We start from the raw sequence: 19,498 nt of genomic DNA, 5'->3' as shown, positions 1-19,498 counted from the left end.
CATGAGACCACTACCCCTGCGTCATACTCCCCTCAGTCCGCGTAGCGGACTGAGGGGAGTTCCACCAGAACACAGGACCCCTTACTGCCTCAGCATGCCGCTCCACATACCGACGAAATCAGGCAAGGTCTTGCGCGTGGTGGCCACGTTGATGACCTCGATATCGGGAATACGCAGCCCCAGCATCGCGGCGAACGTGGCCATACGGTGATCAGCATAGGTTTCCATCACGGCACCGTGCAACGTCTCCGCCGGCACCGGTTCGATACGCAATCCATCAGGCAATTCCTCAGCCGCTCCCCCAACACGACGAATCTCGTTGACCAATGCCTCCAGACGATTCGTTTCGTGGCCGCGCAAGTGACCAATACCAACCATGTCTGTCGATTTATCAGCAAACACCAGAATCGCCGCCAACGAGGGCGCAATCTCCCCGGCCGCCGTCAAATCGAACGTACCCAGCCCACGCACGATGCCGTCACCGGTCACCTCGCAATAGCGCACGCCATCGATTGTCGGGAACGATACTTTGGCACCTATCTGTTCCAGATAGCCCGGCAACAAACCACCCGGCTGGGTGGTGGTCTCAGGCCAATGAGGCACCCGGACCGTGCCGCCGGCGATCAATGCCGCGCCGAGGAATGGCGCCGCGTTCGATAGGTCGGGCTCAACGGTCACCTTGCTCGGCAGTTGCATTGCGCGCGGTTCAACCGTCCATGTGTGGGCGGATTCATCGGCCTCAACCGCTCCGCCAGCACCGGTCACATCAGCCACAGTCATGCGAATGTGCGGCAGACTCGGGGTCCTCTCCCCCGTGTGCGTGAGGTGCAGACCGCCAGGCAGTTTGGAACTAATCAGCAACAGGCCGGAGATGAACTGGGAAGAACCGGACGAATCGATGCTGACATGCGCCTGGGCAGCCGGCAAGGTTGCAGGCGGCGTAATAGTGAACGGCAGACGGCCAACCTCGCCGTGATAATCAACCGTTGCACCCAGCTGTTCCAAACCGTCAAGCACCGGCTTCATCGGGCGTGCATAAGCCTGTTCGTCGCCATCAAAATTCACTGGGCCATCTGCAAACAGGGCAAGGCCGGGCACGAAACGCATCACCGTGCCGGCCAGTCCGCAGAACACATTGACGTTGCCATGGAATCGGCCGGATACGGGAGGAGTAACCGTTACGGTGGTGTCGGTTGCGGAATCCACGTCGCAGCGGACACCGAGGGCTTCGAGGGCGTTCATCATAAGGTCCGTGTCGCGCGAACGCAACAGGCCAATCAGAGTAACGGGCTTGCTGCCGAGGGCGGCGAGAATCAGGTAGCGGTTGGATAGGGACTTGCTGCCCGGCACCGTTACCGTAGCGTTCAACGGCTGTGTGGCGAGCGGGGCAGGCCAGAGATTCGTAAGTTGTTCAGGCATAAGGCCAAATCTATCAGTATTTGGAGGCTCCAGAGCGTCCGCTGTCATTCATTTGGTCGATTTGTCGTTCATTAGGTAGGTCAGCCTCCGCACCCACCTTTGAAATGGCGCGATTCCAACATGGCGTAGGACACCGAACCTACCAAATGAACGATAAATCGACCTAATGAACGAGATATCTATCAACGGTCGGCGGCGATGCGGGATTCGATCTGCTGGTCGGGCTCGTCATGCGGCTGTTCGAAACCGCCTTCGATGGCCTGCGCGTGCAGCAGCTGGGCGGCCACACGATCGGCTTCGATGGCGGCGATCTGGCGCGAAAACACGATGAACCAGCCGAGGAAGGCCATGCCGGCCAACGCCTCCACATTGGTCAGGGTGTTGTGGCCCAACATCATATTGGCCCAGAACGCGGCGCACACGAGCGCGGTCAGGTCGGAAGCCACCATCACGGCTTTGGAGAGGCGCGGCGCCAGCCACGGCAGGAGCCCGAACAGCAGCAGCATGACGGCCGGCAGTCCCTTGGCGCACACATTGTGCAGGATATGGTGCGGCGTGTATCGGAAGACGCCGATGCCGATAAACGCTAGGCCGGACACCGTCAGCAGGAGGGACAGCACGGCGATGCGTGCCGCGAAATGCGGGATCTCATAGCCGCGGTTCGGGTCGCTTTTGGTGCGGTCATGCCATAGACGCTGCAACCGTTCGGTGGCCACCAGTTCGGAGATGGCGAAGTAGCTGACGATGATGATGCACGAGCCGGCAAGAATCAGCGTGGAGTTGAACATGCGTGCCGCGAACGTGGAGCGGTCGCCAAGCTGGGAGAAATTGTTGAGATACCAGTACGGATCATCGGTGGTCATGCCGGCGGTGGCCACGCCGGAGACGACGAAGAACGGCAACAGGCCGGCGATGGTCTTGGCGTTCATCATCTCCGCCTGCACGAAGGTCATGTACCCCACCACGCCGGCGAACGCCGCGCAGACGCTGGAGATGTATCCGGAGAAGATGGCATTGCCCATCATGTCGTTGGCCACACCGACGAGCGCGAACGACGACAGGAAAATGGTCGCGGCATACACCACGGACAGGGACGCGATCTCGAAGACGCGGCGGATCGGTGCGAACCAACCGTGCCTGAGGTTCAGGGAGCGGGACTTGCGCCCATATCCGATGATGAAGGAGAAGACGCCGCATAACGCCACGATGCCCGCGCACACCATGAATCGGCGTTGCGTCAGCTGCCAGATGGCCGGCGCGTAGGTCATGTACAGGTTCATCGATACCGCACCAACGACGGCACAAATCAAGAAGGAGATGAGTCCGGAGGTTTCTGCACGCTGATGACGTCCCATGCCGGGCCTCCCCTATCTATTCAATGCCGCGTTATCTTTCAACAACAACCAAAACTCCCCCCGAGGACAATGCTTTACTAGCAAGCCAGCGGGATTCGACTGTCGCCATTCTACTGAAAATCTGAAACATGGAATGGAATATCAGGCAAGCCGGAATCAGCCAAATGGCGTTCATACTTATCAATATGTTCCGCTACAGAATCGGACTGGACGTGAAGCACCAATGTGATGAGATGGTATTTACCCCACTCGCCAGATTCTTCCACGAAGATGCTCAATTCGCTCAAATGGGCTCCTGACAACGTTGGAGGAAAAGGAATGCCGGGGAATACCCCCGGCGACTTGGAGCCTCGCCCTTGCGGGCTAAAGCACTGCTTATCATGCCAAAATACGTGACGACTTGCAACACCCTCATGAATGTTGTTACTGAATTAAACTGAAATAGCAGATGCAGATCCAAACCCAGTCGTTGTAGAGCATCATTGGATAAAGATGTCGCTCATATGCTATCAAGAGAATCCAGAACCTTTTTGAATTCACATGCTCGACACGCAATGTATCCAGCGTCGTTTACAATGATTCATTGTGCCTTAATGGCGCATCGGGCTATAGCGCAGTTTGGTAGCGCGCCTGCTTTGGGAGCAGGATGTCGCCGGTTCAAATCCGGCTAGCCCGACCGAAAGCCCTACTCCCGACTGGGATGTAGGGTTTTTTCTTTTTATAGTCGGATGCCATCGCTCATTTCCCCTCCTCCACCGCATCGATCTCATCCTGACGCCGCCGCCGCTTGAGGTTTGGCAACAGCGCCGACATGCAGTCCTCGGCCTGTTCGACGCTGATATGGCAGGATTCCGCCATCGGCACCTCAAAACGGGTGCTGATCAGCCGAATCATGTCGATGCTCGGCTCGTGGAGGAGCGTAAGGGGCGCGAGTAGGGGTTCGCGGCTTTGCTGCGGTCTCTCCCTCACCCGGCTACACTGGGAGCTCCCTCGTCAGAGGGAGCTTAAATTCGGTCTGGTTATAGGCCCATGGGCTTCTTGGGCTTTTTGTCGCTCATGAGCATGAGGAAGCTGCGGGACTGGGCGGTGATCATGAAGCCCGCCTCATAGCTCAGTTCCGGCCCATCCGGGTTGTGCGTATCCACGACCAGCTGCCATTTGCGGCCGTATCGCTCATCCGGCAGGGTGAACATAATCGGCTCGTAATGCGCGTTGAAGATCAGGATGAAGTCATTGTCGACCATCCGGTTGCCGTACCAGTCTACCTCCGGAATATCCGAACCGTTCAGATAGATCATCATGGAGAACGCATGCGTGTTCTGCCAGTCGTCCATATCCATGATCGAACCGGTGTGGTCGAACCATTCGACCTGCGGAATCATGTTCGAATCGTCGCCGGGCTCACGGCCTGTGAAGAAGCGACGGCGGTGCAACACCGGATGATCCAAACGCAGATGAATGAGTTTGGAAACGAAGGCGAGCAGTTCCTTGCGTCCCTTGTCAAGATGCCAGTTGGTCCAGGAGATCTCGTTGTCCTGACAGTAGGCGTTGTTGTTGCCCTGCTGGGTGCGGGCCACTTCGTCGCCACCGCAAATCATCGGGATACCCTGGCTGAACAGCAACGTGGCGAACATGTTGCGCATCTGACGCTGACGCAAGTCGTTGACGTCCGGAATATTGGTCGGGCCTTCAACGCCGCAATTCCAAGAGCGATTGTTGCTCTCGCCGTCGCGATTGCCCTCGCCATTGGCTTCGTTGTGCTTTTCGTTGTAGCTGACCAGGTCGTTCATCGTGAAACCGTCATGCGCGGTGATGAAGTTCACGGACGCCACCGGTCGACGGCCGTTGACCTGATACAGATCGGAGCTGCCCATGAGGCGTGATGCGAATTCAGGCAACGTGGAGGGCTGCGAGCGCCAGAAGTCGCGCACCGTGTCGCGGTAGCGGCCATTCCATTCGGACCAGCTGGACGGGAAGCCACCCACCTGATAGCCGCCGGAGCCCAGATCCCACGGTTCGGCAATCAGCTTCACGCGCGAGATGATCGGGTCCTGCTCCACGATGTCGAAGAACGCAGACAGCTTGTCGACCTCCTGGAACTGGCGTGCCAGCGTGGCGGCCAGATCGAAGCGGAAGCCGTCGACGTGCATTTCGGTAACCCAGTAGCGCAGCGAATCGGTAATCAACTGCAGCGCGTGCGGCGAGCGCATGAGCAGCGAGTTGCCGGTACCTGTGGTGTCGAAGTAGTGCTGCTGGTCGCCTTCCACCAGTCGGTAGTAGGAGGCGTTGTCGATGCCCTTGAAGCTCAGGGTGGGGCCCATATGGTTGCCTTCGGCGGTGTGGTTGTACACCACGTCGAGGATGACTTCCATGCCGGCGTGATGGTAGGCCTTGACCATGGACTTGAATTCGTTGACCTGCTCGCCGCGTTCCCCGGAGGAGGAGTAGGCGTTGTGCGGCGCGAAGAAGCCGATGGTGTTGTAGCCCCAGTAGTTCGACAGGCCCTTCTCCTGCAGGAAGGAGTCGTTGACGAACTGGTGGATCGGCATGAGTTCGATGGCGGTGACGCCGAGCTTCTTCAGGTATTCGATGACGCTCGGGTAGGCCAGGCCGGCGTAGGTGCCGCGGATGTCCGGCGGCACGTCCATGTTGAGGTTGGTCATGCCGCGCACGTGCGCCTCGTAGATCACCGAATCATGGTACGAGATGTAGGGGTGCTGGTCGTTGCCCCAGTCGAAATACGGATTGATGACGGCCGACTTCATGGTGTGGGCGGCCGAGTCAAGGTCGTTCATCGCCGAGGTGTCGTCCGGGCTTTTGAACCAGTAGGAGAACAGGCTTTCGTCGCCGTCGATGTTGCCTTCGATGGCCTTGGCATACGGGTCGAGCAGCAGTTTGTTGGGGTTGCATCTGAGGCCGTGCATCGGGTCATAGGGACCGTAGACGCGGTAGCCGTAGCGTTGGCCGGGCTGGAGGCCGGGGATGTAGTTATGCCATACGTATGAGTTCTGTTCGGTCATTTCGATGCGCGTTTCCGCATCGTGCTCGTCGAACAGGCATAGCTCGACTTTCTGCGCAACCTGTGAGTACAGCGCGAAGTTCACACCGGCGCCGTCATAGCTGGCGCCCAGCGGATACATTGATCCAGGTCTGATCTGCATAGTTTTCAGTATCCCACTTTCTTGTGTCACTGATGTGCCGGGGAGTTGAACGTCAGGAGAACAGCGACGGCTTGTCTTTGTCGGAGTTCCTGGCGATGAGTCTGCGTAACGCCTCATGCTGGATGGCGATCATCGAATTGGATGAGGTGATGCGCGTGGCGGCAAGGTCGCTCCACGGAATCCACGCGGATTCCACGTGCTCGTCCGCGTCGAAATGGCGCTGCTCCCGCCTGAACGGGCCCAAATGCAACACCATGATGTGGGCCAGTTCGTCGGTCATGCCTTCGGACGAGTAGAAATCGCCCACGAAGTCAACACCCATGGTGTCACGGTCCGGCACCACGCCGGTTTCCTCAGCCAGTTCCCTCAGGGCCGCGTCCATGATGTCCTCGCCCTCGTCCATGAGACCGGCGGGAAGCCCGTAGGCGAACATGTCCGATCCGGCACGGTATTCGCGTTCGATGAGGTAACGGTCGGTGGACATGTCGTGCACGAGCATGACCACACAGGGGGCGTGACGCAGCACCTGGCGGCCGATCTCGTGTTCCTTGCCCTGCTTGTCGGTCAGAGCGATGCGCATGTCGTCCACGTGGAAGATGCGCCCGGTATAAACGGTTTCGCTACTGATCACTTTGGCGGGCACGTCCATGTCGATGCCGTCCGAGGAGGCGTTCAGCTTATGGTCGAGCCGATGCTCCAGTTGTTCCTGCTTGCTTCCCCCAAACATGTCATCTCCTCGGAAAAAACGTTTTCGCCACGTCACTATAGCGTCTTAATCTCGATGCGCGGTAATGGACAGCGTCCATGGATCGGTCGTGTCGTGGAACCACTCGACTTCAGGCCTTGCTCCGGTCGCTTGTTCGATGGCGGCTGGCACGTCATCGATCGCGTAGTTGAACCACATGGATTCGATGGCAGCATGAGGGGTGTTGATGAAGCAGGGACGCACATGGCTCTCCCCCGCCATTCCATGGCCGAGCATGATGCCTTGGGCCCTCATACGGGCTTCATACCGGGCTTGTTCGATGGCGTCGGTCACCGGGTGGTGACGCAAATCGCTGGTTACGTACACGTCCGCACCGGTGGCACGCACCTCGTTGAACAGGGAGTCACCGGAGCCAGGCAGAATGGCCACATACTGAACAAAAGTGTCCGAATTGCCGCATACCTGGATGCCGAGCGCGGTGGTCATGCCATGATCGGACACTTCGTCGAATACACGCTGAGCGAAATCCTTCAGGGCAACAGGCTTCGGCAAACGACCCACACGCCCCAAGCCGACCGGATGAGAGGCGTTGGCATCGTCAATCGGCACGAGTGGTTTCTGGTCGATGAGTCCGAAGTAGTCGGCCGCCGCCTGCCCCACGCCGCGATACGCAGCGTCAGCATTGGTGTGCCCTACCCACAGCCCGCAGCCTTGCTGGTAGAGCCTGCGGACGATGTCGCCCCGGAAACCGAGTCCGCTCGTCTCGTGTACGGAACGGAAGAACAACGGGTGATGGGTGATGAGCAGATCCGCGCCAGTAGCGATGGCCTTGTCAATGATGGCGGAGGTCGGGTCGGCGGCGAACACGATGCGGTGCACGTCGTGGCTCAGATCGCCGACGATGAGACCCGGCTCATCCCATTCCTCGGCGTAGCGCAATGGGTACAGGGTCTCGAGAACGTCGATGACTTGCTTGAGATTCGGCATATGTCCCATTGTAGTGGGCTATTGCGGCAAGGGACTCATTCTGCAATTGCGGACAAGCCATGCTCGTGCTCTTCATTGCTCGACTATCGGCTCGCCTTCGCCTACAAACAATCCACTGGACTGTTTGCTCAACGGCTCAGCCTCCTCACCCGAGGGGAGCTAGAAATTGTCAGTGTGCAGCGAGCTGCCAGTCGGAACCGATGCCGCACGATACGTCCAGCGGCACGGCAAGGTCGACGGCGTGTTCCATGGCGTTGCGTACCAGTTCGGTGACCTGGTCGCCTTCTCCCGGCGCAATTTCCACTACCAGTTCATCGTGAATCTGCAGAATGATACAGCTCTTGACGTGGGCCTCGGCCAAGGTCTGCTCGGCGCGAATCATCGCGATCTTCATGATGTCGGCGGCAGATCCCTGAATCGGTGCGTTGAGTGCCGCACGTTCGGCGGCCTCACGCGCAACACGATTGGTCGAGTGCAGGGCCGGGAAGTAGCGACGCCGTCCGAAAATGGTTTCCGTATACCCCTTCTCTCGGGCATTGGCCACCAGCGATTCAAGGTAATCGTGCACCTTACCGAAGGTATCGAAATACCGGTTTTTCAACGCTTCCGCTTCACGTGGCGCGATCTTGAGCTGCTGGGTGAGACCATACGTGCTCAGACCATAGGCCAATCCGTAGCTCATGGCTTTTACGTGGCTGCGCTGGTCGCCGGTGATCTGGTCGACCGGCAGCTTGTAGACCATCGAGGCCACGTATTTGTGGAAGTCGGCTCCGGAGCGGAACGCTTCGATCAGCGCCTCATCACCGGACAGATCGGCCATGATGCGCAGCTCGACCTGTGAGTAATCGCAGCTCATCAGGGCCTCGTACCCCTCCCCCGGCACGAACACGCCGCGAATCTCACGGCCGGCGGCGTTCCGATTGGGGATGTTCTGCAGGTTCGGGTCCACGGAGCTCAATCGGCCGGTGGCCGCGACGGTTTGCTCGAAAGTGGTGTGGATGCGCTCATCTGATGTATTGGTGGCATCGATCAGCGTTTGAACGATCTGCTTGAGCTTGTTGATCTCTCGGTGGCGCAGCAACGCCCCGAGGAAACCGTTGGCCCGCTCATTGTCCACTGATTTGACATACAGATCCTGCAATGCGGCCGCATTCGTGGTGTATGAGCCGGACTTGGTGCGTTTGGTGGGCTTCAAACCCATATCCTCGAACAGCACCTTCTGCAGCTGCTTGGGACTTTGCAGGTTGATTTCGGTGCCGGCATACTCCCAAGCCATTTCCTGCGCCTGACGAGCCTCGGCGGCAAACTGGTCACGCATGGAAACGAGTCGAACGCTATCGACTTTGGCTCCTGTGTGCTCCATGCCGTGCAGCACGCGGGAAACAGGAAGTTCAATCGCGCGCATCAGCCAGCATTGTTCACGCTCGTCGATAATCGGCCCGAGCGTGACGGCGAGGCTGCGGATAATGGCCAAATCGCGCAGACGATGTTCGTTCGGATCTTCTTCGACCTGATCGTCATCGAAGTCCAACGTGCCTTGCGAAGGCTGTTCGGTTTCGGTGAGGTGGATGTCGAGGAAGTGCTCGGCCGCCTGCTTGAGGCTATCGGCGTGGAAATCCGGTTGGGTCAGATACCCGGCAAGCTTGGTGTCAAACATCGGCAGGTCCATGTCAAGATCTACCGCGCCCAGAAGATGCAGCAATTCTTTATACCCATGCACGATGGTGCGGGAGTGTTCGCTTTTCAGGAACCGCGCAAGCTGTGCTCGCAGGGTATCGGTGATTGGAAGGGGCACTATGGCCGCTGATGTTGCCGTGGCAACGGCAATGGCTTGTGCCGTGGCACGCCCCGGCCTTTCGTCGCCCCATGCGGCCACGGTCCAAGCGTGGCCGACCGCGTCGCCGCAGACGGTATGCCGCTGCGATCCATCGCCATAGTCGGAAACCGTGAAATCGGCGATTTCACCGGGAACTTTGACCTCGGCGCGATGGGCCTTGACCCATTCGTCGAACTGCTCCGGAGCAGTGATGCTCGTGGGTTCCGGCAGGTTCAGATCGAGGTTGCTATCCTGCTTGTCCTGTTCATTATTCGTAGACTCGCCGGCTCCGGATGTGTTGGAAACCTTGGCCCCGGTATTGAAGGTTTTCAGTACACGACTCTTGGTACGCGGTCCGAATTCAAGCTCCTTGAACAGGGCGTCGATTTGTGCCACGTCCACGGTGCCGAATGTCAGATCCTCGATATCGACGCCTAGATCGACGTCTCGTACCAGTGCGTTGACTTTGCGATTGAGCTTGACCTGGTCGATATTGGCCCTCAGCGATTCGCCTTTTTTGCCGCCGATTTCATCGGCGTGCTCGCAAATGCCGTCGAGGGAACCGAATTGGTTGATCCACTTGGCCGCAAAGCCGTCGCCTACGCCGGGCACACCGGGAATATTGTCGGCGGTTTCGCCTCGGAGTGCCGCCAGATCCGGATATTGTGCGGGAGTGACTTTGTATTTGTCGACGATGGACTGCGGCGTCATATGCTTCAGGTCTTTGAAGTGATGGCCCGGGTACAACACGGTGACGTTGTCATCCACCAGCTGGAAGGCGTCTCGGTCTCCGGACAATACCAGTGTGTGGTAGCCGGCCTTATCTCCCATGGTGGCGAGGGTGGCGATCACATCGTCGCCTTCGAATCCCGGCTTCTCGATGTAGGTGACGCCGAGGGCCGTGAGCATGCGTTGAATCAATGGCAGCTGGGTGAGCAGCTCTTCGGGAGCCGCCTCACGGGTGCCTTTGTATTGCGGAAGCATCTCATTGCGGAATGTGCCGCCCTTCACATCGAAGGCGACGCCCAGATGGTCGGGCTTCTCCGCATCGATCACCTGCGCGAGCATGGTGGCAAAACCCCAGACGGCGTTGGTGGCTTGGCCGCTGGAGGTGCTGAAGTTGTCGACCGGCAGGGCGAAAAATGCACGGAAGGCCAGCGAGTGGCCGTCCACCACCAGCAATGTTTCATTGGTGGGTACGGTCACGCTGGCCTCTCCCATAGTGTGTTTGTGTTACTTTACGACTCAGCACGGCGACGCCGATAATCAGCGTTCGCCCGAATCAGAAGGCTTCGGATCGCCGTACTTGGCGATGATGGCCTGAGCCAGGCGCTTCTTGGGGATGCGCTGGTCCATGGAGGTCTTCTGAATCCAACGGAAGGCACCCTGCTCAGAGAAGTCCGCCTTGTCCATCAGCAGACCCTTGGCGCGGTCGACGAGCTTGCGCTCCTCAAGCGTGTCTTCAGCCTTCTTGAGCTTTTCTTCGGTTTCCTTGAGCTGGTCGGTGGTTTCCTTGAGCTTGCGTTCGCTGCGCTCCACGTTGTCCAGCAAATCGTTGATCTCGGCGAAACGGCCCATGGCCACCTCGAGGGTCGGCAGCAGCTTGGATTCCTCGTACGGCTTGGTGACGTATGCCATGGCGCCGGCACCGGTGGCCTTCTTCACCAGATCGGTCTGGGAGAATGCGGTGAGCATGACGACGGGGGCGATGTTCTCATCGCAGATAATGCCGGCAGCGGCGATGCCGTCCATACGCGGCATCTTGACATCCATGCACACCACATCGGGGCGGTACTTGCGGGCTAGTTCCACGGCTTCCTCGCCGTTGGCGGCCTGACCAACGACCTCATAACCGTTGTCTTCCAGCATGGCGACCAGATCCATGCGGTTCACGGCTTCGTCTTCGGCCACGACAACGGTACGCGGACCGTCCTCGGACTTGACCTTGCGCTCAGCAGATTCGCTTTCATCGGCCACGGCCTTGAGCTCTTCGTCGGTCAGCACCTCATCGACGTTGATACTCGGTTCTTCGGACTTCTTCCTTGCAGCCATGCCAACCTCTTTCTTGAATTACCCAACAGTGGGGTTCGTAATAATTTCAGCGAACTCCTAACTAAAGTGCCCTCGGTGGGACTCGAACCCACCACCTTCGCATACCCTGCCGAGCTGAGGGCAATTCCTTGTCAGGAATCGCTTCTGACTCAGTTTACCCTCCTGTACATCCTGTTCGCGGTTTCTCTGCGAGTTTTGCCCGCACGCTGAACCGTTCCCGTTTTGTACGGCAGTCAAGAGTAGCGGCTGCGGACGCGGCCTGTCAAATATCGGCGTGTGGGAGAATGGAGTTTCCGTTTTCGCGGAGTGTCCACATAGATGCAGGGTTTACCAAGGTGACCGTGTTCTTTAGGGTGTGCGCTGCGCGAAGACGGTTTTTTATTGGCTGAAGGAGGCCGAAGATGGTTGAAGAGACAAAGAGGCCCTTGCGCCGCAGGCGTTTTGGGTGCATTCTCGAACGCAAGGGTTCGACAGGGGATGTCACGAGCATCGAGGCTCGTTATATCTCGCCGATCAATGGTCAGCGTGTGTCGAAACGTTTCGCGCCGGGCAGGCGGGGCGATGCCGAGGATTGGCTCGAGACCGAGAGGTCGATCGTCGATCTGCACCGTCGTGGGATGATGACGTGGATTCCTCCACGGGACCGGGACGGGAACACGTTGACGCCGAAGCTGACGTTCGGCGTGTTCGCCGACGGGTATGTGCGCCGGCATCGCAGGAAGGACGGCGCCGAGATCGCGGGCTCGACGTTGCGTAACCTGCGCAATGACATCAAGCATCTCAAGGAGGCGTTCGGCGACGTGAAACTGGCCGAGTTGACCGAGGAGCTGGTGACCGAATGGTATTACGGGCCGCATCCGAACGGGGAATGGCAGTTCCGCTCGGAATGCATCCGGTTGAAGATGCTGTTGCGGGAGGCGTGTGCGCCGGGCTCCAAGGGCGCTCCCCTGTTGGCGGAGAACCCGTTCACGCTGCCGATCCCGCCCGAGCCGGAGGCCGGGTCGTCGGATATTCCGCCGGTCACGCCCGACGAACTGTACCATATATATATTGCGATGCCGGGCTATACGCGGCTGTCGGTGTATCTCGCGGCCTGTGCGGGCGGCATGCGCATCGGCGAGGTCTGCGGTCTGATGGACACGGACTTCGACTTGGAGAACAAGGTGCTGATGATCCGTCGCAGCGTCAGCCATGGCGCGGATGATCTGGGGCCTTCCCGGATCGGCAGGTTGAAGACGAAGGGGTCCCGGCGTACGGTGCCCATCCCCGACATGCTGATTCCGTTGATTCGCATGCATCTCGAGGATCGTCCGGACCAGTCGAACCACATGTTCTTCCAGGCCAAGCGCGGCGAGATCCTGTGTCAGAACACTCTGCGCAACCACTTCATGAAGGCCCGCAAGGCGGCGGGCCGTCCCGACCTGCAGTTCCGCACTCTGCGCGTGACCCACGCCACCCGTCTCATGCTCGATGGCAGCAGTCTCAAGGAGACGATGGACGCCCTCGGACACGTGAGGGAGGAGACCACGTTGCGGCATTACCTGCGTGCCGTGCCGGAGCATCAGAGGGAGGCCGCGGAACGCACCGCCGCCTATCTGCTGTCCGCGGACCCGTCGCTCGCGATCGCCTCGCTGCCTCCCGCTCCCGCCGGGCTGGACGCGGACGGCGATGCGGGCGACATGGCCGCGCTGGCGTTGCTGCTTGGCCAGGTTTCGACGCTGATGGCCGGCATCGCCGCCCGGAACGCGCAGCCGGCCGGCTAGCCGGGCCGTGCGTGACCATACGGGTTCATGCGTTTACGGCTGGACCGTCCATGCCCGCATCCTGCGCGGGTCCGGGACGGTCCGGCGTTTCCATGGGCATCGCGCCGGGCAGTACGGCGGGGTCGGGGAACATGTTCGCGGCGGGCCATAGCCCGATCGGCCCCTCGTCGGGTGCGGGATCGTAGCCGGGGCCCGTCGCCTGCGCCTGGCGGATGCATTCGCTCACACTCCCCTGGAACGTGCTCTCGCGGGTGGCGGCCCGGCGGACCAGATCGAGGCCGGCGGCGTCGCTGCGGTCCATGTCGACGATGAGCATGGTCGGCATGCCCGCGCCGAGGATCAGGTGCCGGCCCGTGGTCTCCACGAGGTCGTCGTGCGGCGTGATGATCGGATGGTCCGTGACCTGCAACGGGTTCGCGGGGTCGTCGGACAGAGCGAGGTGGATGTCCTCCGGCTTGGTGGCGGGGATGCGGATGGGTTGGACGGCGAACGGCCGGGCGGGGTCGGGGTTTCTGGCGGCGATTTCCCCGGTGATCCAAGCGGCGTTCCAGTCGTGGACGCCGATGGGTGCGTGCAGGTCGGGCTCGGCCATGACGCGGGCCTGGAGCGCATGGGCGCGGATGACGCCCCGGTTCTCATGCCAGTGGGAGTTCAGGAGTCCGATGGAGGCGAGCAGCTGGTCTCCCACCATGCGGCCCTTGTCCTTGTACCTGTTCCATTCCGCGGCGCCTCGTGGCTGGTCCTCCGGGTCGAGCGCGTCGCGTGCGACCTGGATGGCGCCGAGGGCGTGCGCGAGGTCGAGCGCGATGTCCTTCCATGGACGGCGGGTGTCGATCGCGATGGCGTGTTCGTCGAGCCGGAATCCCATGGGTTCGGCGGCGGCCTTCGCCTCGTGCCCGACGGTCAGGCCCTGCCGCGTGAGGGTCTTCGAGAGGGCCTGGGCGACCCGCGCGAACAGGTAGGTCTCCTCGGCCTCGTCGAGCGTGAAGTCGGGCAGGATGCCGCCCTTCCCCCGGATGTTTTGGATGTCCTGTTCGGTGTAGTCGCCACGGTCCTTGAGATGCGGGTCCTGCCAGGCTGGCGTGGTGCTGCGGGGATTGTCGGCCATGATGGTCCTCCTTGATGGGCGGGGCCGTCTTTCGGCCCCTTCCCATCCGGCACCCGCACGCCGCGAGCCGCCGGCCGATTCTTTTCCCATTTCAGATTCGCCGTTCAGGAACCTCGATGTCCGGTTTCCGCATCCGGCTCCTGTGCCTTGATCATCTTCATCAATGTCAGCCGATTTTATATAATAAGAAAATGGTTTTATATAATAAGAAAATGGTTTTATATAATAAGAAAATGGTTTTATATAATAAGAAAATGGTTTTATATAATAAGGAGGTGGATCATGGATTCTTCTTTTGGGAAAGAGGGGATACTATCCCGTCTGAGACTTCTCGATGAAGACCTTGATTTCCGTTTCGGCGGCGCGCGCAGGTTCGAACTCGTAATCTCAGGAGGCAGTGCTTTATCGATTCGAGGACTCATCCCTTCCCGTGTAACCACCGACATCGATGTGCTGTCCGTGCCCGACGAAGTCGTCGATTTGATGTCCGCCTATGACATGAACTCTCATGTGGACACTTTCCGGTATATGTACCCGACTCACTGGCACGACAGGATACGTCCCGTGGAATTTGATGGTTCGGTACTTGACGTATATACCTTGGGAAACGAGGATCTCGCCATAACGAAACTCCTTTCGTGGAGAGGCGACAAGGATCGAAGGGACCTTGAAAATATGTGGTCCAATGGGTCCATCAACCGCAGCACCTTGAACAGCATCCTTCTGGACATTACCGAGGTTCGTATCAATATCACAGAGGCTCAATGGAACCTGCTCAACCAACGAATAGCAGTTTTGGATGGTCGCGACCCCTTTTCTTTCGATACGAGTACGACTTTCGGATTTCCCTCCTTCTCATCCGATGACCAGCCACCGTCAGAACTCGATTTCCCTCATCCGTCCCTATGATTGGAGATCATTCGTGAGACGCCCCAACTTCGAGCCGTGGTCGCGCAGATACCTGTTGCACCTTTCCGGATTGTCGAGATTCGATTTTCCTCGTCTGTGCGCCATGGCGTGCCATAGTGAAGGACGGCTGCGCGAGCCTTTGTTGCTGTACGCTCTGCAGTCGGACCGTTTTCCCGAGCTGATGGCCATGACCGACGATTCCGAGCTGAGGGGTGAATATGAGCATGCGGCCGATTCTCTAGGGGAACTCGCCCCCCAAGACTATGCGTTGGAGCACGGCTACGACCCTTCCACCGGTGACAGGTACCGGAAGGTGTTGAACTCCTTCTATGCCGACTGGCACAGGCCGGAGACTCTTGCCCGCTCGAAATCCATCAGAAGGGATGCCTGTCTTCGCGCGAAACGGGAGAGGGGTGTGCCTGTCGCGCCAATCTGCCGTGAACTCGGACTGAATGTCGGGAACGTGAACGCGTGGCTCAAGAATGGGGACATGTCGAAGGTGAGCCTGGAGAACGCGACCAGACTGGCACGAGCGTTCCGCGCGGCGTGACCAATCTTTCCCGTTATCGGGGGTCCGGCCTGTGTATCGGATGCGCACGCCGTCCAACGAAAGGCCTTTTATCATTCGTCCCGTCCGTCACCGGCATGTACTTCACGACGTACAATCGGGATATGGGAGAAATCACGATGGAACCGGCTTACCGCGGTATCGAGGAGGAGACCGTCACGCGTCTGCCGTCCAAGGCGTTCGACGAGTTTCTCAAGGCCCTCGACAGGCCGGTGCCGCAGACCGCCCGGGACCTTATCGGCATGGAGCCCGATTGGCTATGAGGTTCACGTCCCCGCGTAGGGCCTGGTCCGGCGACGTGCTCGACGGGTCCCGGCTGCGGCCGTCGCGCTCATCTACGAGCGGCTGCCGCTTCGTGCGCGGGACGCCGAGAAACACGGACATCGGCCGTATAACGTAAGTTGAAAAAACAGCAGGCCCTCCGCCGCGGGACGGAGGGCCTGTTTTCGGGCGGAGAATCAGATCTCGGCCAGCGCCTTGTCTAGGAGCGTGCGCACCGCATTGCTGCGGCTCATGTGGTGTTTGCGCATGTACCGTTCCAGCTTCGCGTCGCGTTCGTCGTCCAGACGGACGCGGATCACGTTGGAGGCAGGGGTGCTGCCCACGGCTAGGGGACGGCCGGGGGTTCTCTTCAGCGCCTCGGATAGCTGCTCGTCGGTGTAGCCCCTCTCGGCCTCCTCGGCATCGGCCTTGAGCATCGCGGCCTCGTCGGCCGGCAGTTCGTCGTAGGAGAGGATGTCGTAGTTCATGTCCATTGCCTGCCTCCTTCCAGCAGTTTCACGTATTGGGTCCTCATGCGCATCGCATGGATGAGCGCCGGCCCCCTCGATGTGTCGGCCACCACCACCTCCAGGGAAGGCCGTCCGGTGATATACCCAGATACAGGACCTTGAGGGGGTCCTCACGCAGCACGATGTCGCGAAGCGGATGCTCCACCACGTACATGGCGTCATCCGGTTCGATGCCGTGCTTGAGCGCCGAGGGGAATATGTTCACGGTAATATTGTGACACAAAATAGGCGACGGGTCAAGGACGTATGGGGGCACGGTCCGTCGCGGCCATTGTGATCCAGTCGACGATCGAGATTCTGGTAGGTGGCGATCTCATCCTGTTGGGCTTGGTCCTGCGTCAGGTCGCGTTGCCGTTGGAGGCCGCCTGCTGGTGGCGTTGGAGGCTGTCGCGTATGGACGCCGATGCCGCCCTGACCCTCGCCCGGGCGTTGTCTTCCTTCCGGGATTACGTCTCGGTTAGATGAGCCGCCCTGTTTTGTCCGCATATCGATGGCATGCGTCGCATGGCTTGAGTGACAACCATGACAATGATCAGGAGGAGGCGTGCGATGACGGGTTCGGCTCATGGCGGTCCGGCCGACGACAATGATGTCGGAGGTGTTTTCCGCGTATGCGTGGGCGTGGAAGAATCGGCTCGTTCCGCCCCGTCGACGTGGGGTGTTTTCGATGAACCGTTGACGGATCATGATCTGCTGGTATTGTCGCGCGCGTTTGATTTCTCGGACGGGCTCAGGGAGCATTGCGTGCCGGCCGCGTGGGAGGCCCTTGATTCGACATTGGATTCCGGGGTGCGCGAGCTTGTATCGCATCCGCCCCGGACCGAGGCCGAGCTTGCAGCGGCCATCGCGGGTTTGGGTCATGCCGTCGCCCGGCGGGCGGTGGATGGCGCGCTCGATCGTCTTCAGTCCAGATGGCTGTAACGCTGCACTTCGATGATGTTGCGGGGCAATCTGTTCTCCGTTTCCCCGGATGGCGCATGTTCCGTCCATCGTGTGGACTGGTTGGTCCGTCTGCAGTAGTCGGCTATCTCCTTTGATATGAGCCGCATGGTCTTTCCTGACGGTTCGGACGATTTCGGTCAGCTGGGGCATGTACATGGTCCCATTATCCCCAATATCCCTTCTTTGGCCCGATATCGGCGGGATTCGGGCCGGCGGCGGCGTGGATGGCCGGATTGCGTGTCGTGTGTTGGGAGGCTTGCATGGCTGGTGGCGAGGGGAAGCGGGGGTCGTCGGGCAAGGCGTTCGTGGTGGCCGGCATGGTGGTCGCGGCCCCGCTGCTCACGGTCGTGGTCGTGTTGTTGTGCCTGGTGATCCTGGTGGTCGCGATCCTGCAGTCGGATTACGGCCTGGGGACGCGTTGCGTGACGGGCTCCTCGTCGTGGGTGGATTGGGCGGTGTCGGTCGCGAAGGACGATAAACATGGGTATTCGCAGCCCAACCGCGGGGGCGACCCGGATTACGACTGTTCGTCGTTCGTGTGGGCGGCGCTGCACCATGCGGGATTCGACGTGGGTTCGAGCCCGTTCAACACTGACGGCATGGATTCGGTGTTGAAGGCGGCCGGTTTCGAACGGTCGGATTTCAGGGATGTGGCGTCCCTGCAGGCGGGCGACGTCGTGTGGGCCGACGGGCATACGGAGATCTACATGGGTGATGGCGAGTTCGTGGGCGCGCATTGGGACGAGAGGCACGGGATCGAGGGCAGGACGCCCGGCGACCAGACCGGTGACGAGATCGGCGTGACGTCCACGTTGAACGCGCGGTACACGCGCGTGTACCGTGCGCCGGCCTCGCAGGGCTCGCAGGCGGTGTCGGGCGGCACGTCGGATTCCGGTTGGGACGGGATGGGCGCGGAGCAGGCGAAGGCCGCATGGTTCGGCGGCCTGGCCGGTCCGGGCAATACGTGCGTCTCGTATCCGCAGGGCCAGTGCACGTGGGGCGCGTGCCTGCGCGCCTACCGTCTGGGGTGGAAGCATGTGGGCCAGTATTGGGGCGATGGCGGCATGTGGGCCTCATCCGCGGCCGCGGAGGGTTACAGGGTGACGCGGACGGCCCCGGTGCCAGGCGCGATCGTGAGCTTCCCGCCCGGCGTGCAGGGCGCTGATCCGGCGGCCGGGCATGTGGCCGTGGTCGAGTCGGTGGACGCGTCGAAGGGCACGTTCACGATCAGCGAGATGAACGCGCATGGCCCGGTGTACACGTCGCGCGAGCTGCCCATCGCGGGCGGCGCGAACTTCATCCTGCCCAAGGATCCGATCCACGGGGCCGGCGGGGGTTCCTCGTCGACGGCGACGTGCTCGGCGGGCGACCAGGACGGCGAGAAGGCGAGCGTGGAGGAGGCGAAGAGGATCGCGAAGCGCAAGATGAAGGACATGGGCTGGGATGACGGTTCCCAGTTCGAGTGTCTGGACACGATCTTCACCGAGGAGTCGGGCTGGCGGTGGGACGCCACCAACCCGGACAGCGGCGCGTACGGCATCCCCCAGTCGCTGCCGGCGGAGAAGATGGCCTCGGCCGGCCAGGACTGGCGGACGAACGCGGCCACGCAGATCGACTGGGGCCTGAAATACATCCATGACAGGTACGGGACGCCGTGCGCCGCGTACGCGGAACGCAGGGCCAAGGGCTGGTACTGAGATTATCGGCGTCCGTTCAGGTGGTTTTTCCGGGAGCGGTCGTCTCATGGCGTTCCCGGGCCGGCCGGCGCATGATTTTTCTTCTCCTTATTCCCGTGCGCCGGCGGGCCGCTTTCCTTCACGGCCCCACGCCCCTCCCCCGGGCGTGGGGCCTTCCCTTTCTTTCCGGCCCGTTATCGGCCGTGGGCCGTGCCGGCGCGTGGTGGATGCGCGGGCCCGTGCTT

17 protein-coding genes, 1 tRNA gene and 1 pseudogene are annotated in these 19,498 nt (G+C 60.4%); 8 read left to right on the top strand and 11 right to left on the bottom strand.

Annotated features, from left to right (window positions below; translation table 11 throughout):
* Nucleotides 1–81: 81 nt before the first annotated feature.
* The 3 genes and pseudogenes from aroA to FYJ31_RS04420 all read right to left on the bottom strand — a co-directional run.
* Nucleotides 82–1,419 carry a 3-phosphoshikimate 1-carboxyvinyltransferase gene (gene aroA / locus FYJ31_RS04430; RefSeq protein ID WP_154536094.1) on the bottom strand — a complete coding sequence of 446 codons (1,338 nt, stop codon included), beginning with the start codon at nucleotides 1,417–1,419 and terminating at the stop codon, nucleotides 82–84.
* 182 nt (nucleotides 1,420–1,601) lie between these two features.
* Entirely contained in the window at nucleotides 1,602–2,774 is a 1,173-nt protein-coding gene (locus tag FYJ31_RS04425; RefSeq protein WP_154536093.1) for an ABC transporter permease, read from the bottom strand.
* A gap of 128 nt (nucleotides 2,775–2,902) precedes the next feature.
* Nucleotides 2,903–3,061, bottom strand: a pseudogene (locus tag FYJ31_RS04420) (DUF3800 domain-containing protein); the annotation flags it as partial.
* Nucleotides 3,062–3,376: 315 nt separating this feature from the next.
* Here FYJ31_RS04420 and FYJ31_RS04415 point away from each other — a divergent pair.
* Nucleotides 3,377–3,450: transfer RNA gene (locus tag FYJ31_RS04415), tRNA-Pro, on the top strand.
* Nucleotides 3,451–3,512: 62 nt separating this feature from the next.
* Here the strand turns inward: FYJ31_RS04415 and FYJ31_RS04410 are convergent.
* The 6 genes from FYJ31_RS04410 to FYJ31_RS04385 form a co-directional block, all read right to left on the bottom strand.
* The gene (locus FYJ31_RS04410) at nucleotides 3,513–3,743 is read right to left on the bottom strand and encodes a hypothetical protein (RefSeq protein ID WP_065473134.1); all 231 of its coding nucleotides are present in this window, start codon (nucleotides 3,741–3,743) and stop codon (nucleotides 3,513–3,515) included.
* Nucleotides 3,744–3,793: 50 nt separating this feature from the next.
* On the bottom strand, nucleotides 3,794–5,914 hold the full coding sequence (gene glgX, locus FYJ31_RS04405) for a glycogen debranching protein GlgX (RefSeq protein WP_032683840.1): 2,121 nt from the start codon (nucleotides 5,912–5,914) through the stop codon (nucleotides 3,794–3,796).
* A 73-nt stretch (nucleotides 5,915–5,987) separates the two neighbouring features.
* Nucleotides 5,988–6,662 carry an NUDIX hydrolase gene (locus FYJ31_RS04400; RefSeq protein ID WP_012578040.1) on the bottom strand — a complete coding sequence of 225 codons (675 nt, stop codon included), beginning with the start codon at nucleotides 6,660–6,662 and terminating at the stop codon, nucleotides 5,988–5,990.
* A 45-nt stretch (nucleotides 6,663–6,707) separates the two neighbouring features.
* Nucleotides 6,708–7,628, bottom strand: coding sequence for a Nif3-like dinuclear metal center hexameric protein (locus FYJ31_RS04395; RefSeq protein ID WP_195839438.1), 921 nt, complete (start codon nucleotides 7,626–7,628; stop codon nucleotides 6,708–6,710).
* Between the two features lie 169 nt (nucleotides 7,629–7,797).
* Complete coding sequence (polA, locus tag FYJ31_RS04390; RefSeq protein ID WP_154536090.1) at nucleotides 7,798–10,665, bottom strand: DNA polymerase I; 2,868 nt, start codon at nucleotides 10,663–10,665, stop codon at nucleotides 7,798–7,800.
* Between the two features lie 45 nt (nucleotides 10,666–10,710).
* Entirely contained in the window at nucleotides 10,711–11,496 is a 786-nt protein-coding gene (locus FYJ31_RS04385; protein ID WP_154536089.1) for an ANTAR domain-containing response regulator, read from the bottom strand.
* A 401-nt stretch (nucleotides 11,497–11,897) separates the two neighbouring features.
* Here FYJ31_RS04385 and FYJ31_RS04380 point away from each other — a divergent pair, with 401 nt between their 5' ends.
* On the top strand, nucleotides 11,898–13,259 hold the full coding sequence (locus FYJ31_RS04380) for a tyrosine-type recombinase/integrase (protein WP_154536088.1): 1,362 nt from the start codon (nucleotides 11,898–11,900) through the stop codon (nucleotides 13,257–13,259).
* Between the two features lie 25 nt (nucleotides 13,260–13,284).
* Here the strand turns inward: FYJ31_RS04380 and FYJ31_RS04375 are convergent, their stop codons facing one another.
* Nucleotides 13,285–14,367, bottom strand: a complete 1,083-nt coding sequence (locus FYJ31_RS04375; protein WP_154536087.1) for a hypothetical protein — start codon at nucleotides 14,365–14,367, stop codon at nucleotides 13,285–13,287.
* A gap of 282 nt (nucleotides 14,368–14,649) precedes the next feature.
* On the opposite strand from FYJ31_RS04375, the gene FYJ31_RS04370 reads away from it, so the two are divergent.
* The 3 genes from FYJ31_RS04370 (at nucleotide 14,650) to FYJ31_RS04360 (ending at nucleotide 16,107) form a co-directional block, all read left to right on the top strand.
* A complete protein-coding gene (locus FYJ31_RS04370) occupies nucleotides 14,650–15,276 on the top strand; it encodes a DUF6036 family nucleotidyltransferase (protein WP_154536086.1) in 627 nt (208 codons plus the stop codon).
* A 13-nt stretch (nucleotides 15,277–15,289) separates the two neighbouring features.
* A complete protein-coding gene (locus FYJ31_RS04365; RefSeq protein WP_131228452.1) occupies nucleotides 15,290–15,826 on the top strand; it encodes a hypothetical protein in 537 nt (178 codons plus the stop codon).
* 137 nt (nucleotides 15,827–15,963) lie between these two features.
* Nucleotides 15,964–16,107, top strand: coding sequence for a hypothetical protein (locus tag FYJ31_RS04360; RefSeq protein ID WP_227484951.1), 144 nt, complete (start codon nucleotides 15,964–15,966; stop codon nucleotides 16,105–16,107).
* 195 nt (nucleotides 16,108–16,302) lie between these two features.
* Here FYJ31_RS04360 and FYJ31_RS04355 read toward each other — a convergent pair whose 3' ends face one another.
* On the bottom strand, nucleotides 16,303–16,599 hold the full coding sequence (locus FYJ31_RS04355) for a hypothetical protein (RefSeq protein WP_007053478.1): 297 nt from the start codon (nucleotides 16,597–16,599) through the stop codon (nucleotides 16,303–16,305).
* Nucleotides 16,600–16,881: 282 nt separating this feature from the next.
* Between FYJ31_RS04355 and FYJ31_RS04350 the strand changes: the two genes are divergently transcribed.
* The 3 genes from FYJ31_RS04350 to FYJ31_RS04340 all read left to right on the top strand — a co-directional run bounded on the left by FYJ31_RS04350 (nucleotide 16,882) and on the right by FYJ31_RS04340 (nucleotide 19,274).
* Nucleotides 16,882–17,100 (top strand): hypothetical protein, encoded by a 219-nt coding sequence (locus tag FYJ31_RS04350; protein ID WP_021975144.1) that lies wholly within the window; start codon nucleotides 16,882–16,884, stop codon nucleotides 17,098–17,100.
* Between the two features lie 84 nt (nucleotides 17,101–17,184).
* Nucleotides 17,185–17,556, top strand: a complete 372-nt coding sequence (locus FYJ31_RS04345) for a hypothetical protein (protein WP_021975145.1) — start codon at nucleotides 17,185–17,187, stop codon at nucleotides 17,554–17,556.
* Between the two features lie 281 nt (nucleotides 17,557–17,837).
* Nucleotides 17,838–19,274: a CHAP domain-containing protein gene (locus FYJ31_RS04340; RefSeq protein WP_154536085.1), complete on the top strand. Its 1,437-nt coding sequence runs from the start codon at nucleotides 17,838–17,840 to the stop codon at nucleotides 19,272–19,274.
* Nucleotides 19,275–19,498: the final 224 nt, after the last annotated feature.

The sequence above is a fragment of the Bifidobacterium sp. WCA-178-WT-4B genome (assembly GCF_009696495.1).
GTDB classification, from domain to species: Bacteria; Actinomycetota; Actinomycetes; order Actinomycetales; family Bifidobacteriaceae; genus Bifidobacterium; species Bifidobacterium infantis.
The sequence above is the reverse complement of the archived record's forward strand: the minus strand, read 5'-3'. Positions and strand labels throughout refer to the sequence as shown.

Excerpts from the sequence above, each read along its gene's own strand:
- FYJ31_RS04370 (WP_154536086.1), top strand. The coding sequence starts at position 14,650 with ATGGATTCTTCTTTTGGGAAAGAGGGGATACTATCCCGTCTGAGACTT.
- FYJ31_RS04385 (WP_154536089.1), bottom strand. The coding sequence starts at position 11,496 with ATGGCTGCAAGGAAGAAGTCCGAAGAACCGAGTATCAACGTCGATGAG.
- FYJ31_RS04360 (WP_227484951.1), top strand. The coding sequence starts at position 15,964 with ATGGAACCGGCTTACCGCGGTATCGAGGAGGAGACCGTCACGCGTCTG.
- polA (WP_154536090.1), bottom strand. The coding sequence starts at position 10,665 with ATGGGAGAGGCCAGCGTGACCGTACCCACCAATGAAACATTGCTGGTG.
- FYJ31_RS04340 (WP_154536085.1), top strand. The coding sequence starts at position 17,838 with ATGGCTGGTGGCGAGGGGAAGCGGGGGTCGTCGGGCAAGGCGTTCGTG.
- glgX (WP_032683840.1), bottom strand. The coding sequence starts at position 5,914 with ATGTATCCGCTGGGCGCCAGCTATGACGGCGCCGGTGTGAACTTCGCG.
- FYJ31_RS04400 (WP_012578040.1), bottom strand. The coding sequence starts at position 6,662 with ATGTTTGGGGGAAGCAAGCAGGAACAACTGGAGCATCGGCTCGACCAT.
- FYJ31_RS04345 (WP_021975145.1), top strand. The coding sequence starts at position 17,185 with ATGACGGGTTCGGCTCATGGCGGTCCGGCCGACGACAATGATGTCGGA.
- aroA (WP_154536094.1), bottom strand. The coding sequence starts at position 1,419 with ATGCCTGAACAACTTACGAATCTCTGGCCTGCCCCGCTCGCCACACAG.
- FYJ31_RS04380 (WP_154536088.1), top strand. The coding sequence starts at position 11,898 with ATGGTTGAAGAGACAAAGAGGCCCTTGCGCCGCAGGCGTTTTGGGTGC.
- FYJ31_RS04425 (WP_154536093.1), bottom strand. The coding sequence starts at position 2,774 with ATGGGACGTCATCAGCGTGCAGAAACCTCCGGACTCATCTCCTTCTTG.
- FYJ31_RS04355 (WP_007053478.1), bottom strand. The coding sequence starts at position 16,599 with ATGGACATGAACTACGACATCCTCTCCTACGACGAACTGCCGGCCGAC.
- FYJ31_RS04375 (WP_154536087.1), bottom strand. The coding sequence starts at position 14,367 with ATGGCCGACAATCCCCGCAGCACCACGCCAGCCTGGCAGGACCCGCAT.
- FYJ31_RS04350 (WP_021975144.1), top strand. The coding sequence starts at position 16,882 with ATGGGGGCACGGTCCGTCGCGGCCATTGTGATCCAGTCGACGATCGAG.
- FYJ31_RS04395 (WP_195839438.1), bottom strand. The coding sequence starts at position 7,628 with ATGCCGAATCTCAAGCAAGTCATCGACGTTCTCGAGACCCTGTACCCA.